This is a genomic window from Serratia sp. NGAS9, from assembly GCF_009905295.1.
Lineage (GTDB): Bacteria > Pseudomonadota > Gammaproteobacteria > Enterobacterales > Enterobacteriaceae > Serratia > Serratia bockelmannii.
This window is the reverse complement of the sequence record NZ_CP047605.1, coordinates 2,242,548-2,257,642: the sequence shown is the minus strand read 5'-3', so window position 1 is coordinate 2,257,642 and position 15,095 is coordinate 2,242,548. Positions and strand designations below refer to the sequence as shown.

Here is a 15,095-nt window from a genome sequence, read left to right as displayed (position 1 = left end):
TAACGTTGTTTCCCTGTTTCCACCGCCGACGCATGAGAGTTCACTCCCCGGCCAGGCGGCATACTTCATAAGGAACTGATATGGGCATCTTTAGCTATAAGGATCTGGACGAAAATGCGTCGAAGGCGCTGTTTTCCGACGCCTTGGCCATCTCTACCTACGCTTACCATAATATCGATAACGGCTTCGATGAAGGCTATCACCAGACCGGTTTCGGCCTCGGTCTGCCGCTGACGCTGGTCACTGCGCTGATCGGCAGTACCCAGTCGCAGGGTGGCCTGCCTGGCCTCCCTTGGAATCCCGACTCCGAACAGGCCGCGCAGGAGGCGGTAAACAATGCCGGCTGGTCGGTGATCAGCGCCGCGCAGCTCGGTTACGCCGGCAAAACCGATGCGCGCGGCACCTACTACGGCGAGACAGCCGGTTACACCACCGCGCAGGCCGAAGTACTGGGCAAATATGACAGCGAAGGCAATCTCACCGCCATTGGCATCTCATTTCGCGGCACCAGCGGCCCGCGCGAGTCGTTGATCGGCGATACCATCGGCGATGTGATTAACGATCTGCTGGCCGGGTTCGGGCCGAAAGGCTATGCCGACGGCTATACGCTGAAGGCCTTCGGCAATTTGCTGGGCGACGTGGCGAAATTCGCTAAGGCCCACGGGCTGAGCGGTGAGGACGTGGTGGTCAGCGGCCACAGCCTCGGCGGGCTGGCGGTCAATAGCATGGCGGCGCAGAGCGACGCCAACTGGGGCGGCTTCTACGCGCAGTCCAACTATGTCGCCTTCGCCTCGCCGACCCAGTACGAAGCCGGCGGTAAGGTGATCAACATCGGCTACGAGAACGACCCGGTGTTCCGCGCGCTCGACGGCACCTCACTGACCCTGCCGTCACTGGGCGTACACGATGCGCCGCACGCCTCCGCCACCAACAATATCGTCAACTTCAACGACCACTACGCGTCGGACGCCTGGAACCTGCTGCCGTTTTCCATTCTCAACATTCCGACCTGGCTGTCGCACCTGCCGTTCTTTTATCAGGACGGCCTGATGCGGGTGCTGAACTCCGAGTTTTATTCACTGACCGACAAGGACTCGACCATCATCGTCTCCAACCTGTCGAACGTGACGCGCGGCAATACCTGGGTGGAAGACCTGAACCGCAACGCGGAAACGCACAGCGGACCGACGTTTATCATCGGCAGCGACGGCAATGATTTGATCAGGGGCGGCAAAGGCAACGACTATCTCGAGGGCCGCGACGGTGACGATATCTTTCGCGACGCCGGCGGCTATAACCTGATCGCCGGCGGCAAAGGCCACAATATCTTCGATACCCAGCAGGCGTTGAAAAACACCGAGGTCGCCTACGACGGCAACACGCTTTACCTGCGCGATGCCAAGGGCGGCATTACGCTGGCGGACGACATCAGCACCCTGCGCAGCAAAGAAACCTCCTGGCTGATTTTCAGCAAAGAGGTGGATCACCAGGTGACAGCAACCGGATTGAAATCGGATGCGGGCCTCAAAGCCTATGCCGCCACTACCACCGGCGGCGACGGCGATGATCTCCTGCAGGCTCGCGGCCACGACGCCTGGCTGTTCGGCAACGCCGGCAACGACACGCTGATCGGCCACGCCGGCGGCAACCTGACCTTCGTCGGCGGCAGCGGCGATGACATCCTGAAGGGCGTCGGCAACGGCAATACCTTCCTGTTCAGCGGGGATTTTGGCCGCGACCAGCTGTATGGCTTCAACGCCACCGATAAACTGGTGTTTATCGGTACCGAAGGCGCCAGCGGGAATATTCGCGACTACGCCACGCAGCAAAACGACGATCTGGTGCTGGCCTTCGGGCACAGCCAGGTCACGCTGATCGGCGTCTCGCTCGATCACTTCAATACCGATCAGGTAGTGTTGGCCTAAGGATCGGCATAAAAAAAAGCCGGGCGCTTTCGCCGCCCGGCTTTCCTCTTTCTGCTCCGCCTTAGGGCACGTCATACCCCAGCGCCGCCTTGCGAATGCGGAACCACTGCTGGCGGTTCAACACCAGTTTCTGCGCCTTCAGCGCCGAGCGCACCCGCTCAATCTTGCCGGAGCCGATAATTGGCAGCGGCGAAGACGGCAGGCGCATCACCCAGGCGTACACCACCTGCTCGATGGTCTCGGCGCCGATCTCTTGCGCCACCCGCTGCAGCTCGTCGCGCAGCGGCTGGAACTCAGCATCGTTGAACAAGCGGCCGCCGCCCAGGCAGGACCAGGCCATCGGCTTGATGCGCAGCTGCTGGCACTGGTCGAGCGTGCCGTCCAGGATCGCCGGTTGGTGAATCGGCGAGATCTCCACCTGATTGGTGACCAGCGAGAACGGCAGGCGCGACTGCAGCAGTTGGAACTGCGCAGGCGTAAAGTTGGAGACGCCAAAATGGCGCACCTTGCCGCTTTTGTGCAGCGCGACAAAGGCTTCGGCCACGTCGTCAGCGTCCATCAACGGATCCGGGCGGTGGATCAGCAACAGGTCCAGGTAGTCGGTATGCAGATGACGCAGCGACTGTTCCGCGCTCTGTACGATATGATCGCGGTCGGTGATGTAGTGGCCGATCGGGTTGCCGGGCTTGGCGGTGGTGGCGATGCCGCACTTGGTCACCAATTCCAGCGACTGGCGCAGCGCCGGCTTCAGGCGCAGCGCATCGCCGAACGCCTGTTCGCAGGCATAGCCACCGTAGATATCGGCGTGATCGGCGGTGGTGACGCCCAGTTCGACATGCTGTTCGATGAACGTCAGCAGCTGCTGCGGCGACATGCCCCACTCCATCAACCGCCAGTAACCGCAAATCATACGGGAAAATTCAGGCCCCTGCGGCGCGAGACGAATACGTTCTACCATTGCGAAAACCTCATGACATTAGTTGTCAGTCAGCATACACAAGCCGGTGAGGCACAGGGAAGCGGTAAGCCACACGAACGTGCGGCAGATCAGGAAAGGTTAAAACAGCGACGGCTGCTCCGGCAGCGGCTCGTCGGGCGCTTTATTGGCACGCTGCAGCCGCAGGAAGCGTTGACGGCACAGGCGCAGCACCTCGCGCTTTTGCGCGTCGCTCATGTTCATCCAGCCGAAACGCTCCTCGCGGCTGCGTAGGCAGCCACGGCAGAATCCGCGATCGTCAGCCTGGCAAATGCCGCGACACGGGCTGGGAATGTCGAAAAACTCAAGCTGCTGCGCCACGGGGCTCCTCCTGCGTTCTCTTGCTAATTGAAGACGCCATCGCCGCCGCTGGCAAGTCCCTTTTCGCCATTGCGGCGAAAATAGTCGCGCAAATAGCGCAGCGCCTGGCGGCTTTTCTCCGGCATAGTGCGTTCGAGCGTCAGCGCGTTCAGCCGCAGCGGCGCCGGCCGCCACTCCGGCAACAGCAGCAACAGCTCGCCGCGCTGCAGCTCATCGCCAATTTCATACAGCGGCTGAACGGAAATGCCCAGCCCGGCACGGGTAAAGGCGCGCATTACGTTCATGCTCTCACTGACGATCTGCCCTTCCGCCAGCCGCAGCTTAACCTGCTGGCCGGACTGATGCAGCAAGTCCAGATGGGCCCCGCTGTAGCCGCTGGAGATCCAGCGGTGCTGCACCAAATCCTGCGGTTTTTCCGGCACCCCATGCTGGCTGAGATAACGCGGCGCGGCGCACAGCACCATCGGCCACGCCGTCAGCGGATGCGCGATCATATTGGCGTCCGCCAGTTGACGGTTGGCCCGCAGCGCGATGTCGACCCGCTGTTCTATCATGTCGACGATGCGATCGTCCGCCAGCACCCGCAGCGTCAGCTTGGGGTGCGCCTGCAGCAGCGGCGACAATGCCTCCGCCAACGAACGGCCGCCGATGCCGACCGGGGTGGCGATGCGCAGCTCGCCCACCAGCGTATCCCGCAGCTCCGCCAGCCGCTGCTCCGCCTGCTTCGCCTGTTGCAGCATCGCCTCGCAGCCGGGATAGAACGCGGCTCCCGCCTCGGTCAGCGCCAGACGGCGGGTGGAACGATGCAGCAATGGCACCCCGAGCGCCTTCTCCAGCGAGCGCATATGCTGACTGACCGCCGAAGGCGTCATGCCCAGACGCCGCGCCGCGCCGGCCAGAGATCCCTCCGCCACCACGGTGGCGAATACCGCCATTCGATTGAGTTTATCCACGATTATGAAGTTTTACTTAATCAAGAAAGCATGAATATGGCACTAATCACGGCTATTGTTAAGGACTAGAGTAGACACCACGCAGCAGGCACATCGGCCTGCCTTACGATACTGAACCTATCCCCGAAGGAGCATACAGATGAAAGTAGCCATTATTGGAGCAACCGGTTTTGTTGGCCGCCGCGTGGTAGATGAAGCGCTGGCTCGCGGTATTCAGGTAACGGCAATCGCCCGCCAGAAAAAAGATTTGCCGGAGCACGCCAATCTGACCATCGCACTGGGCGACGTCGCCGACACCGCCTGGCTGGCGGGGCAGTTGCACGGTCAGGATGCGGTGATCAGCGCCTACAATCCCGGCTGGGGCGAAGACAACCTGTATGAGAAGACTACGAGCGGGGCCCAGCAGATCCTTACCGCTGTCGGGCAGGCAGGCGTCAAGCGCCTGTTGGTGGTGGGCGGCGCAGGCAGCCTGGAAGTGGCGCCGGGCGTTGAACTGGTGGATACGCCGCAGTTCCCGGAAAATATCCGCCCCGGCGCGCAGGCGGTGCGCGATCTGCGCAATAAACTGCGCAACGAATCAGCACTCGACTGGACCTATCTCTCGCCGGCCGCCCTGCTGGAGCCGGGCAAACGCACCGGCCAGTTCCGCCTCGGCACCACGCAACTGCTGATGAACGGCGACGCGCCGGCCAGCATTTCGGTGGAAGATCTGGCGGTCGCTATCGTTGATGAGATTGAAAAACCTCAGTTTATTCGCGCGCAATTCACCGCCGCCTACTAAACTGCCCCACCGCCAGGCCATAAGGCCTGGCGGTTTTCACGTATTCTCCGTCGCCAGTATTCTGAATTTCTAAGGTTTTCTTAAGTTTCATCCGGTAGATTTCACGACATTATCTACTTTCAGGATCCCGACATTGGCAATGTGGTTACGTCAACGCTTACAGTGCAACAGCCTCGGTTTTACCCTCGCCACCGCCCTGTTCTTCACTCTATTTCAAAACGCGTTATTCCTGCATCGCGCCTGGTCGTATATCACCTTCGATAGCGTCCACAGCGTGATTTTCGCGGCGAGCATGCCGGTGGTGATCTTCTGTGCGCTGAATATTATCTTCAGCGTGTTGACCGTGCCCTACCTGCGTAAGCCGTTGATCATCTTTTTCTTGCTCGGCAGCGCCGCAGCCAACTATTTCATGTTCAGCTATGGTGTGGTGATCGACGGCAACATGATGCAAAACGCCTTCGAAACCAACCCGCAGGAGGCGACCGCGCTGCTGACGCCGCGCATGGGATTGTGGCTGGCGCTGCTCGGCATTCTGCCGGCGGTAGCGGTCTGCTTCACCCAAATTCGCCAGACTCGCCCCTGGTGGTACATGGTCGGGCTGCGCGCCGCTAACGTCATGCTGTCGTTGGTGGTGATCCTGATCGTCGCCGCGCTGTTCTACAAAGACTACGCTTCGCTGATCCGCAACAATAAAAGCGTGGTGAAGATGTTGACGCCTTCCAACTTCGTGGCCGGCACCATCAAGTTTACCGAACAGCGTTACTTCACCCGCAATCTGCCGCTGGTCAAGATCGGTGAAGACGCGCGTAAAGGGCCGCTGATCGCCAAGCAGACCAAGAAAACGCTGGTGATCCTGGTGGTGGGCGAAACCGCCCGCGCCGAAAACTTCTCCCTCGGAGGTTACGGGCGCGAAACCAACCCGCGCCTGAAGCAGGACGACGTGGTCTACTTCAAGAACGCCAGTTCCTGCGGCACCGAAACGGCGATCTCCGTCCCCTGCATGTTCTCCAACATGCCCCGCAAGGAGTACGACGCGACTCAGGCAACGCATCAAGAAGGCATGCTCGACGTGCTGGCGCATGCCGGCGTCAATGTGCTGTGGCGCGATAATGACGGCGGCTGCAAAGGTGCCTGTGACCGGGTGCCGCACGTGGACATGACCAAGCTGAAACTGCCGCAGGACTGTGACGGTGAGGTTTGCATGGACAACGTGCTGCTGTACAAGCTGAACGACTATATCAATAGTCTGAATGACGACGGCGTGATCGTGCTGCACCAGATGGGCAGCCACGGCCCGGCTTACTACCGCCGCAGCACACCAGAATTCCAGACGTTTTCGCCAACCTGCAACAGCAATCAGATCCAGGATTGCAGCCATGAACAGCTGGTGAACACCTACGACAACTCAATCCTGTATACCGACGCAATGCTCGATGCCACCATCAAGCTGCTGCGGCAGTATGACGATCGGTTCAATACCGCACTGGTCTATTTATCCGATCACGGCGAATCGCTGGGGGAAAACGGCATGTATCTGCACGGCACGCCTTATGTCTTCGCGCCGAGTCAGCAAACGCACGTGCCTTTCCTGATGTGGATGTCTGCCGACTATCAGCGCAATTTCGGCATTGATCGCCAGTGCCTGAACACGCTGGCGGAAAAGGACGACGTGTCGCAGGACAACCTGTTCCACACCCTGTTGGGCATGCTGAACGTACAGACCCGCGAATATCAATCCCAGTTGGATATCCTGCAGCGTTGCCGCAACGCGGCGTAGCGCTTAACTTCCGCGTGCCGCTGGGGCACAATAGTTTGCAGACAACCGGCGTTTTGTGCGCCGGTTTTTTTATTCCCATTGACCTAGACCAATCGGTCTATTATGCTCGGCGCCATGATGACCAAATCAACGCATTGCAACGTGGATACACGTGAACATCTGCTCGCCACCGGCGAAACCCTCAGCCTGCGCCTGGGCTTTACCGGCATGGGGCTGAGCGAACTGCTGGCTACCGCGGGCGTGCCGAAAGGCTCGTTCTACCACTATTTTCGCTCGAAGGAAGCCTTCGGCGAAGCGATGCTGCAACGCTATTTCACGCATTATGACGCACAGATGCAGGCGCTGTTTGCCGACAGACGCGGCGATGCCCGCCACCAGCTGCTCGGCTATTACGCCCAGGCTATCAGCTATCACTGCCGCAGCGAATGCCATAACGCCTGCCTGGCGGTGAAGCTTTCGGCCGAGGTGAGCGATCTGTCGGAACCGATGCGCCATGCGCTGGAAACGGGCACCGCTCGCGTGATCGGCCACTTGCAGGAGGCCATCGAGCGCGGTATCGCAGAGGGCTCGCTGTCGGTGGCCATGAGCCCCGCGGCGACCGCAGAAACGCTGTATTCACTGTGGCTCGGCGCCTCGTTGCGCGCCAAGATCCGTCACTCGCTGGCGCCGTTAACCAGCGCGCTGGAAAGCATCGAGTTGCTGCTGCGCCCGCCGCAGCCGTAACACCACCGTCTTTTTTCGTGAAAATGCAGTTCGTGTTTTTTTATCGCCCATGACTAGACGACCGGTCTATTAAATACAGGATGCACTATGAAGACTGAAAAATTGCTCTCTCCGCTGAAGGTTGGCGCCGTCACCCTGCCCAACCGCGTGTTTATGGCTCCGCTGACGCGTCTGCGCAGCATCGAACCGGGCGATATTCCTACGCCACTGATGGCGGAATATTATGCGCAGCGCGCCAGCGCCGGCCTGATCGTGACCGAAGCGACGCAGATCTCCTTCCAGGCGAAAGGCTACGCCGGTGCGCCAGGCCTGCATACCCCGGAACAGATCGCCGCGTGGAAACACATCACGCAGGCGGTACACGACAAAAACGGCCACATCGCCGTACAGTTGTGGCATGTAGGCCGCATCTCCCACGCCAGCCTGCAGCCGGGCGGGCAAGCGCCGGTCGCGCCTTCGGCCATCAACGCCGACACCCGCACCACCGTGCGTGATGAAACCGGCGCCTGGGTACGCGTACCGACCTCTACGCCGCGCGCGCTGGAAACCAGCGAGATCCCGGGCATCGTTAACGATTTCCGCCAGGCGACCGCCAACGCGCGTGACGCCGGCTTCGACTTCATCGAACTGCATGCGGCCCACGGCTATCTGCTGCACCAGTTCATGTCACCGGCTTCCAACCAACGTACCGATCAATACGGTGGCAGCATTGAGAACCGCACCCGCCTGACGCTGGAAGTGGTCGATGCCACCATTGCCGAATGGGGTTCCGAGCACATCGGTATTCGTATCTCTCCGCTGGGGCCGTTCAATGGGCTGGACAACGGTGAAGATCAGGAAGAAGCGGCGCTGTATTTGGTGGAAGAGCTGAATAAGCGCAACATCGCTTACCTGCACATCTCCGAACCGGACTGGGCCGGTGGCAAGCCGTATTCCGACGCCTTCCGCGACTCGGTGCGCGCCCACTTTAAAGGGGTGATCGTCGGCGCTGGCGCCTACACCGCCGAAAAAGCCGAAGCGTTAATCGAAAAAGGCTTCATCGACGCGGTGGCCTTCGGCCGCAGCTATATCGCCAACCCGGATCTGGTCGAGCGTTTCCGTCAGCACGCCCCGCTGAACGAACCTAAGCCAGAAACCTTCTACGGCGGCGGTGCCGAAGGCTATACCGACTATCCGTTTCTGGCGAAGTAACCCGTCCTGACCCCAACGGCCACGCAATCGCATGGCCGTTTTTTTATGCGTCGCGCGCAAAAAGGCCCGCACAAGGCGGGCCGGGGTTCCCTGGTGTTGTTTATGCTGCAGTTCAATTTCTACACGGTTATGTGGGGAATTGATAATTGATTGTGCAGATCAATTACTTCGTATCGATCGGTAAGCTCGATCAATATTTAAACACCACCGCTCCAAACCCGACAGGTGACATTGTCACTCATTCGTCACATTGAATTCCCTTGTAGGACAAGGCTATACTCGCTTGTGCTTCAATCCACCCGCCGTCTGCCACGGCACAGTCAATTCAGAGGAATTATGCGCTTACTCCATACCATGATCCGCGTCGGTGACCTGCAACGTGCCATCGACTTTTACACCAAGGTATTAGGCATGCGTCTGCTGCGCACCAGCGAAAACCCGGAGTACAAATACTCCCTGGCTTTCGTCGGCTATACGGAAGAGAGCGAAGGCGCGGTTATCGAACTGACCTATAACTGGGGCACCGACAGCTACGACATGGGCACCGCCTTCGGTCACCTGGCGTTGGGTGTAGACGACGTTGCCGCCACCTGCGACAGCATCCGTCGCGCAGGCGGCAAGGTCACCCGCGAAGCCGGCCCGGTGAAAGGCGGCACCACGGTGATCGCCTTCGTCGAAGATCCGGACGGCTACAAAATTGAGCTGATCGAAAACAAACACGCCGGTCAGGGCCTCGGCCATTAAGCCCCCCCTTCAGGGCGCGCTGGCGCCCTGCTGATTCTCCGCGCGATAGCGCCTGCAACCGGGCGCAAAATTTGCCATAATGCGCGCTGCATTCGATGAAGATAAGAAACTGATGGCCGAAAAAAGTGATCTTAACGCCCTGAGTGGTCGTTTTCGTGGGTTTTATCCCGTAGTAATAGATGTTGAAACCGCCGGCTTCAACGCCAATACCGATGCGTTGCTGGAGATCGCCGCCGTGACGCTGAAAATGGATGAAGATGGCTGGCTGCAGCAGGACGAGACTCTGCACTTCCACGTGGAGCCTTTCGAGGGCGCCAACCTGCAGCCGGAAGCGCTGGCGTTTAACGGCATCGACCCGCACAACCCGTTGCGCGGCGCGGTCAGCGAATACGACGCGCTGCACGCCATTTTCAAAGCGGTGCGCAAAGGGCTCAAGGAGCGCGGGTGCAACCGGGCCATTATCGTGGCGCACAACGCCAACTTCGATCACAGCTTCCTGATGGCCGCGGCCGAACGTGCCGGCCTGAAGCGCAATCCGTTCCATCCGTTCGCCACCTTCGACACCGCTGCGCTGAGCGGCCTAGTGCTGGGCCAAACGGTGTTGGCGAAAGCCTGCATCGCCGCCGGTATGCCGTTCGACAGCAGCCAGGCGCACTCTGCGCTGTACGACACCGAGCAAACCGCCCTGCTGTTTTGCGAGCTGGTTAACCGCTGGAAACGTCTCGGCGGCTGGCCGCTGCCCGCCGGCGATCTCGCTGAATAAGCCCAACAAAAAAGGCGGCCCAGTTTGCACTGGCGCCGCCCGTTACGCGATAACCACAAGCCTGTCGATTAAGACTGCTGGTCTTCCTGCGCTTTATACTTTTCTGCCGTTTCTTTGATCAGCTGCTGCAGTTCGCCGCGCTGATACATTTCGATGATGATATCGCAACCGCCGACCAGCTCACCGTCTACCCACAGCTGCGGGAACGTCGGCCAGTTGGCGTATTTTGGCAATTCGGCGCGGATGTCCGGGTTTTGCAGAATATCCACGTAGGCGAAACGCTCGCCGCAGGCGGACAGCGCTTGCACTGCCTGCGCGGAGAAGCCACAGCTCGGCAGCTTTGGCGAACCTTTCATGTACAGCAGAATCGGGTTTTCAGCGATCTGGTGCTGAATTTTTTCAAGTGTCGTCGTCATTTATTGCTTCCTCAAGCCACATTTCATGGCTACAACATGCATCACGCGGGCTATTGTAGCGGCTGGAACAGTCGCAAGAAAACGCCATCTTTTGCAAGGATATTCGCCCGCCGCCGATCGCGTTTCACCGGCCACGTCATTCCGGTCAAAACATACGTTGAGAATAACATTTTTAATCCGACCATTTCACTAATATATTGCGCCGCGATGACGGCGCGACTTAATTACATCCGCCACCGCCGACTGGCGCTTTTTTATACACCAACAGGCTGATTTTGAAACAAAAAAAATGTCATTAACGTTTTCTCACAATATGGATTATTATTTATGAGTTCTTCGCTGTTTTATATGGCGAAATTCGGGAATACTGTAACTCTTTCGATATCCGCTTCGGGGCCAAGGTTGGTGACGTCGACATGCGTTTAATTCTTACGCTCTTTGCGCTGCTGTTTACGCAGCTCTTCTTCAATTTGGCGCACGCTGCGCCACAGGCGCGTGTTGCCGCCGAGCAGCGTAAAAGCCATGCTAATGAAGCGCGGCCCGATGACCGCAGAAAAAAGAAAGCGGACAAAGCCGCTAAAAAAGCCAAAGTGACGGCCCCCGCGAAAAAAACCAAGACCGCCAAGGCGAAAAGCGAGAAAAGCGCGAAAAAGATCGCCAGCGCAAAACCCAAGGCCAAAGCGCAGAAAACTGCCAAGATTAAAGTCACCCCGCCGAAGAAGGGCTATAAAAAAGGCTATGGTCGCCACCGCGAAGCCGGTATGGCCACCGCTAAACTGGTGCGTGACGAGAAGCCGTTAAAACTTAGCCCGGCGCACAAAAAACGCTACCAACACGCCAAGCAGACCGCGATGGCCAAGCTGATGGATCAGATGGGCAAGCCTTATCGCTGGGGCGGCAGTTCGCCGCGCACCGGCTTCGACTGCAGCGGCCTTATCTATTACGCCTATAAAGACGTGGTGAAAATCAAAATGCCGCGCACCGCCAACGAGATGTATCACCTGCGCGACGCGGCGCCGATCAAGAAAAGCGAACTGGAAAGCGGCGATCTGGTGTTCTTCCGCATCAACAACCGCGGCGTGGCGGACCATGTTGGCGTCTACCTCGGCAACGGCAAATTCATCCAGTCACCGCGCACCGGTGAAGAGATCCGCATCAGCCAGCTCGACAACGACTATTGGCAGAACCACTACATCGGCGCACGCCGCGTAGTAACGCCGAAAACTATCCGTTAATTCCCTGCTCTGTGCGGTTGCGGCCCCGGTCGCAACCGCCTGCTCAAGCTATCGCCCATCGCACCTCCCCACGCGCATTTCTCGCTTTTCTTCCTGTTTTTTATGATGAAAATTGTTAAGATTGAATGACCACAATAAAAAACGGCCCATATGACTCTCGCCCGGCGAGAGGCGAATGGCGCTGTAAAGGAGGAAGCAATGTCGTTTGAATTACCTGCATTACCGTATGAGAAAAACGCGCTCGAGCCGCACATCTCCGCCGAGACCCTGGAATACCACTACGGCAAGCACCACAACACCTACGTGGTTAACCTGAACAACCTGGTGAAAGGCAGCGAGTTCGAGGGCAAATCGCTCGAAGAGATCATCAAGACCTCTAACGGCGGCGTCTTCAACAACGCCGCGCAGGTGTGGAACCACACCTTCTACTGGCACTGCCTGTCACCACAGGGCGGCGGTGAACCGCAGGGCGAACTGGCGGCAGCGATCGTCAAATCCTTCGGCTCTTTCGCTGCGTTCAAAGAGCAGTTCACCGATGCCGCAGTGAAAAACTTCGGTGCCGGCTGGACCTGGCTGGTGAAAAAACCGGACGGCGCGCTGGCGATCGTCAACACCTCCAACGCGGCCACCCCGCTGACCGGTGAAGACAAACCGCTGCTGACCGTTGACGTGTGGGAACATGCGTATTACATCGATTACCGCAATGCGCGTCCAAAATACCTGGAAAACTTCTGGGCGTTGGTCAACTGGACCTTCGCAGCGGAAAACCTGGCGTAAGCGCAGGTTCTGAGGTGATGAGGCGCAGCCTGGCTGCGCCTTTTTTATAACCGGGGGTAAATCAGTTCAACGCGGCAACGAAGCTGAAAGCGATAATGACCGCCAGCGCGCAGACGGTAGTGAACAGCGACATCTTCAATTCGGTATCCATGACAACTCCTTTAAAATGGGCTTTCCTAAGGATAAAAGGCGCACAATTAGTACGTCAAATCATTTTCCCACAGTTCGCCGATAAAATCTTGTTATCATTTCCCGGTTTATAATCTCGATTACCTCTTCCACTTTTGTTCAATATGCGACAAAATTCGCAGTTCACAACTGCGTACCGGCATTCATGCCCCTCCTGATTAAGCGCTGAAGACTTCAACACACTAAAAACTCAGTTTTCGCTTCTCTGGAGAAGGATCTACGTAGGCAAACGATTAACATCACACTTACATGCTGTAAACATGTGAGTTCAGGAGTCATTCCTTACATGGCAACGATTAAAGATGTGGCCAAACGCGCGGGCGTTTCCACCACCACCGTTTCGCACGTCATCAATAAGACTCGTTTCGTCGCCGAAGAGACCAAAGCGGCCGTGTGGGCCGCCATTAAAGAGCTGCACTACTCGCCGAGCGCCGTGGCGCGCAGCCTGAAAGTCAATCACACCAAGTCGATCGGCCTGCTGGCCACCTCGAGCGAAGCCCCCTACTTTGCCGAAGTGATCGAGGCGGTGGAAAACAGCTGCTACAGCAAAGGCTACACCCTGATCCTGTGCAACTCGCACAATAATCTCGACAAGCAGCGCGCCTACCTGGCGATGCTGGCGCAAAAGCGCGTCGACGGCCTGCTGGTCATGTGCTCCGAGTATCCGGATCAGCTGCTGGGCATGCTGGAAGACTACCGTAACATCCCGATGGTGGTGATGGACTGGGGCGCCGCGCGCGGCGACTTCACCGATACCATCATCGATAACGCGTTCGAAGGCGGCTATCTGGCCGGCCGTTACCTGATCGAGCGCGGCCACCGCGATATCGGCGCCATTCCCGGCCAACTGTCACGCAACACCGGCGGTGGCCGTCACCAGGGCTTTATGAAGGCGCTGCAGGAAGCGAATATCGACATTCGCGAAGAGTGGATCGTCCAGGGTGACTTCGAGCCGGAGTCCGGCTATAAGGCGATGCACCAAATCCTGTCGCAAAAACAGCGACCGACCGCGGTATTCTGCGGCGGTGATATCATGGCGATGGGGGCCATCTGCGCCGCCGACGAGCTGGGCCTGCGCGTGCCGCAGGATATTTCCGTGATCGGCTACGACAATGTGCGCAACGCCCGCTACTTCACCCCGGCGCTGACCACCATTCACCAGCCGAAAGAGCGCCTGGGCGAAATGGCCTTCACCATGCTGCTAGATCGCATCATCAGCAAGCGCGAAGAGTCGCAGGTGATCGAAGTGCATCCGAAGCTGATCGAACGCCGCTCGGTCGCCGACGGCCCGTTCATCGACTACCGCCGCTAATCCCCCGCGCCGGAAGCCTGCGCAGCTTCCGGCTCCACCTCACTCAGCCACTCCTGATTCAACGTCTCTCCATCACCCAGATACGCCAGCAGCCAGCTCATCGCCGGTGACGGTTTATCCTGCTGCCAGGTCAGGCAGCACGGGCTGGCGGGAAACGGCTGCTGCAGCTGCAACGCCTTCAACTCACCGCGCTGCACCCGCGGCAGCGCCAGATGCGCCGGCATCATACCGACGCACAGCCCGGCGCACAGACAGTCGAACGCCGAGGTCCAGTCCGGCACCACCAGCCGCCGCTGGTTATCCAGCGTCCAAGTGACACGCTTGGGCAGATTGCGCGAAGTGTCCTCCAGACAAAGCGCAGGGTACGGCCTAAGCCGATCGTCATTCAACGCCCCTGCCAATTGCGCCAGCGGGTGCTGCGGGCTGACCACGCACAGCCAGTTCATATCCCCCATGTCGCGAAAGGCGAAGCCGCCGCCGACCGGCACCGCGCGGGTGGCGCCAATCGCCATATCCGCCCTGCCGTCCACCAACGCATCCCACACGCCGTTAAACACCTCGGGTTGCAACATCAGTTCAACGTCGGGGAAATGGCGGTAGAAATCCAGCACCAGTTGGCGGCTGCGCTGCGGTTTGACGATGATGTCCACGGCGATATTCAGCTGACCGCGCCACCCGTTAGCCACCTGCTGACAATGGCGGCGTGTGTCGAGCATTTTTTTGATAACAGCTCGCGCATCCTTGATAAATAACGCGCCGGCCGGTGTCAGCTCCACATCACGGTGACGCCGCTCAAACAGCGGCACCGCCAGCCATTGTTCCAACTGCCGCACGGTGTAGCTCACCGCCGACGGCACCCGGTGCAGCTCCTGCGCCGCCGCGCTGAAACTGCCGGTGCGCGCCACCGCGTCAACCACTTCAAGAGAATATTCAGACCACATCGCTTTGCCTTCAATTTTTTTAACAGCACTTTGCAAATATTACCGTTTCACAAGCAGAGATCCAGCCGGAT

16 protein-coding genes are annotated in these 15,095 nt (G+C 58.8%); 10 read left to right on the top strand and 6 right to left on the bottom strand.

Going from position 1 to position 15,095, the window contains the following annotated elements; translation table 11 throughout:
* The first annotated feature begins 80 nt into the window (after positions 1-80).
* The gene (locus GUC32_RS10945) at positions 81-1,925 is read left to right on the top strand and encodes a polyurethanase (RefSeq protein WP_043141172.1); all 1,845 of its coding nucleotides are present in this window, start codon (positions 81-83) and stop codon (positions 1,923-1,925) included.
* 61 nt (positions 1,926-1,986) lie between these two features.
* Here the strand turns inward: GUC32_RS10945 and GUC32_RS10940 are convergent, their stop codons facing one another.
* The 3 genes from GUC32_RS10940 to GUC32_RS10930 all read right to left on the bottom strand — a co-directional run bounded on the left by GUC32_RS10940 (position 1,987) and on the right by GUC32_RS10930 (position 4,175).
* On the bottom strand, positions 1,987-2,883 hold the full coding sequence (locus tag GUC32_RS10940; RefSeq protein ID WP_025302663.1) for an aldo/keto reductase family oxidoreductase: 897 nt from the start codon (positions 2,881-2,883) through the stop codon (positions 1,987-1,989).
* 99 nt (positions 2,884-2,982) lie between these two features.
* Entirely contained in the window at positions 2,983-3,222 is a 240-nt protein-coding gene (locus tag GUC32_RS10935; protein WP_015377731.1) for a DUF1289 domain-containing protein, read from the bottom strand.
* 23 nt (positions 3,223-3,245) lie between these two features.
* A complete protein-coding gene (locus GUC32_RS10930; RefSeq protein ID WP_025302662.1) occupies positions 3,246-4,175 on the bottom strand; it encodes a LysR substrate-binding domain-containing protein in 930 nt (309 codons plus the stop codon).
* A 139-nt stretch (positions 4,176-4,314) separates the two neighbouring features.
* On the opposite strand from GUC32_RS10930, the gene GUC32_RS10925 reads away from it, so the two are divergent.
* From GUC32_RS10925 to rnt, 6 genes are all read left to right on the top strand, one after another.
* A complete protein-coding gene (locus tag GUC32_RS10925; RefSeq protein WP_043141164.1) occupies positions 4,315-4,956 on the top strand; it encodes an NAD(P)-dependent oxidoreductase in 642 nt (213 codons plus the stop codon).
* Between the two features lie 139 nt (positions 4,957-5,095).
* Positions 5,096-6,733: a phosphoethanolamine transferase EptA gene (gene eptA, locus GUC32_RS10920; protein WP_025302660.1), complete on the top strand. Its 1,638-nt coding sequence runs from the start codon at positions 5,096-5,098 to the stop codon at positions 6,731-6,733.
* A gap of 117 nt (positions 6,734-6,850) precedes the next feature.
* Positions 6,851-7,456, top strand: a complete 606-nt coding sequence (locus GUC32_RS10915; RefSeq protein WP_089180521.1) for a TetR/AcrR family transcriptional regulator — start codon at positions 6,851-6,853, stop codon at positions 7,454-7,456.
* An 87-nt stretch (positions 7,457-7,543) separates the two neighbouring features.
* Positions 7,544-8,647, top strand: a complete 1,104-nt coding sequence (locus GUC32_RS10910; protein WP_025302658.1) for an alkene reductase — start codon at positions 7,544-7,546, stop codon at positions 8,645-8,647.
* A 336-nt stretch (positions 8,648-8,983) separates the two neighbouring features.
* Entirely contained in the window at positions 8,984-9,391 is a 408-nt protein-coding gene (gene gloA / locus GUC32_RS10905) for a lactoylglutathione lyase (RefSeq protein ID WP_004931325.1), read from the top strand.
* A 79-nt stretch (positions 9,392-9,470) separates the two neighbouring features.
* A complete protein-coding gene (gene rnt, locus GUC32_RS10900) occupies positions 9,471-10,154 on the top strand; it encodes a ribonuclease T (RefSeq protein WP_049295485.1) in 684 nt (227 codons plus the stop codon).
* Between the two features lie 68 nt (positions 10,155-10,222).
* Here rnt and GUC32_RS10895 read toward each other — a convergent pair whose 3' ends face one another.
* A complete protein-coding gene (locus GUC32_RS10895) occupies positions 10,223-10,570 on the bottom strand; it encodes a Grx4 family monothiol glutaredoxin (RefSeq protein WP_004931329.1) in 348 nt (115 codons plus the stop codon).
* Positions 10,571-10,986: 416 nt separating this feature from the next.
* Here GUC32_RS10895 and GUC32_RS10890 point away from each other — a divergent pair, with 416 nt between their 5' ends.
* Both GUC32_RS10890 and sodB read left to right on the top strand, forming a co-directional pair.
* The gene (locus GUC32_RS10890) at positions 10,987-11,805 is read left to right on the top strand and encodes a C40 family peptidase (protein ID WP_043141154.1); all 819 of its coding nucleotides are present in this window, start codon (positions 10,987-10,989) and stop codon (positions 11,803-11,805) included.
* Between the two features lie 198 nt (positions 11,806-12,003).
* Positions 12,004-12,582 carry a superoxide dismutase [Fe] gene (sodB, locus tag GUC32_RS10885; RefSeq protein WP_004931333.1) on the top strand — a complete coding sequence of 193 codons (579 nt, stop codon included), beginning with the start codon at positions 12,004-12,006 and terminating at the stop codon, positions 12,580-12,582.
* Positions 12,583-12,643: 61 nt separating this feature from the next.
* Here the strand turns inward: sodB and GUC32_RS10880 are convergent, their stop codons facing one another.
* On the bottom strand, positions 12,644-12,733 hold the full coding sequence (locus tag GUC32_RS10880; RefSeq protein ID WP_019455989.1) for a YnhF family membrane protein: 90 nt from the start codon (positions 12,731-12,733) through the stop codon (positions 12,644-12,646).
* Positions 12,734-13,057: 324 nt separating this feature from the next.
* On the opposite strand from GUC32_RS10880, the gene purR reads away from it, so the two are divergent.
* A complete protein-coding gene (gene purR, locus GUC32_RS10875) occupies positions 13,058-14,083 on the top strand; it encodes an HTH-type transcriptional repressor PurR (RefSeq protein ID WP_025302656.1) in 1,026 nt (341 codons plus the stop codon).
* Here purR and punR read toward each other — a convergent pair.
* A complete protein-coding gene (gene punR, locus GUC32_RS10870) occupies positions 14,080-15,024 on the bottom strand; it encodes a DNA-binding transcriptional activator PunR (protein WP_025302655.1) in 945 nt (314 codons plus the stop codon). The genes purR and punR overlap by 4 nt on opposite strands.
* Between the last annotated feature and the right edge of the window lie 71 nt (positions 15,025-15,095).

Excerpts from the sequence above, each read along its gene's own strand:
- GUC32_RS10945 (WP_043141172.1), top strand. The coding sequence starts at position 81 with ATGGGCATCTTTAGCTATAAGGATCTGGACGAAAATGCGTCGAAGGCG.
- GUC32_RS10940 (WP_025302663.1), bottom strand. The coding sequence starts at position 2,883 with ATGGTAGAACGTATTCGTCTCGCGCCGCAGGGGCCTGAATTTTCCCGT.
- GUC32_RS10925 (WP_043141164.1), top strand. The coding sequence starts at position 4,315 with ATGAAAGTAGCCATTATTGGAGCAACCGGTTTTGTTGGCCGCCGCGTG.
- eptA (WP_025302660.1), top strand. The coding sequence starts at position 5,096 with ATGTGGTTACGTCAACGCTTACAGTGCAACAGCCTCGGTTTTACCCTC.
- GUC32_RS10915 (WP_089180521.1), top strand. The coding sequence starts at position 6,851 with ATGACCAAATCAACGCATTGCAACGTGGATACACGTGAACATCTGCTC.
- GUC32_RS10910 (WP_025302658.1), top strand. The coding sequence starts at position 7,544 with ATGAAGACTGAAAAATTGCTCTCTCCGCTGAAGGTTGGCGCCGTCACC.
- gloA (WP_004931325.1), top strand. The coding sequence starts at position 8,984 with ATGCGCTTACTCCATACCATGATCCGCGTCGGTGACCTGCAACGTGCC.
- rnt (WP_049295485.1), top strand. The coding sequence starts at position 9,471 with ATGCGCGCTGCATTCGATGAAGATAAGAAACTGATGGCCGAAAAAAGT.
- GUC32_RS10895 (WP_004931329.1), bottom strand. The coding sequence starts at position 10,570 with ATGACGACGACACTTGAAAAAATTCAGCACCAGATCGCTGAAAACCCG.
- GUC32_RS10890 (WP_043141154.1), top strand. The coding sequence starts at position 10,987 with ATGCGTTTAATTCTTACGCTCTTTGCGCTGCTGTTTACGCAGCTCTTC.
- sodB (WP_004931333.1), top strand. The coding sequence starts at position 12,004 with ATGTCGTTTGAATTACCTGCATTACCGTATGAGAAAAACGCGCTCGAG.
- GUC32_RS10880 (WP_019455989.1), bottom strand. The coding sequence starts at position 12,733 with ATGGATACCGAATTGAAGATGTCGCTGTTCACTACCGTCTGCGCGCTG.
- purR (WP_025302656.1), top strand. The coding sequence starts at position 13,058 with ATGGCAACGATTAAAGATGTGGCCAAACGCGCGGGCGTTTCCACCACC.
- punR (WP_025302655.1), bottom strand. The coding sequence starts at position 15,024 with ATGTGGTCTGAATATTCTCTTGAAGTGGTTGACGCGGTGGCGCGCACC.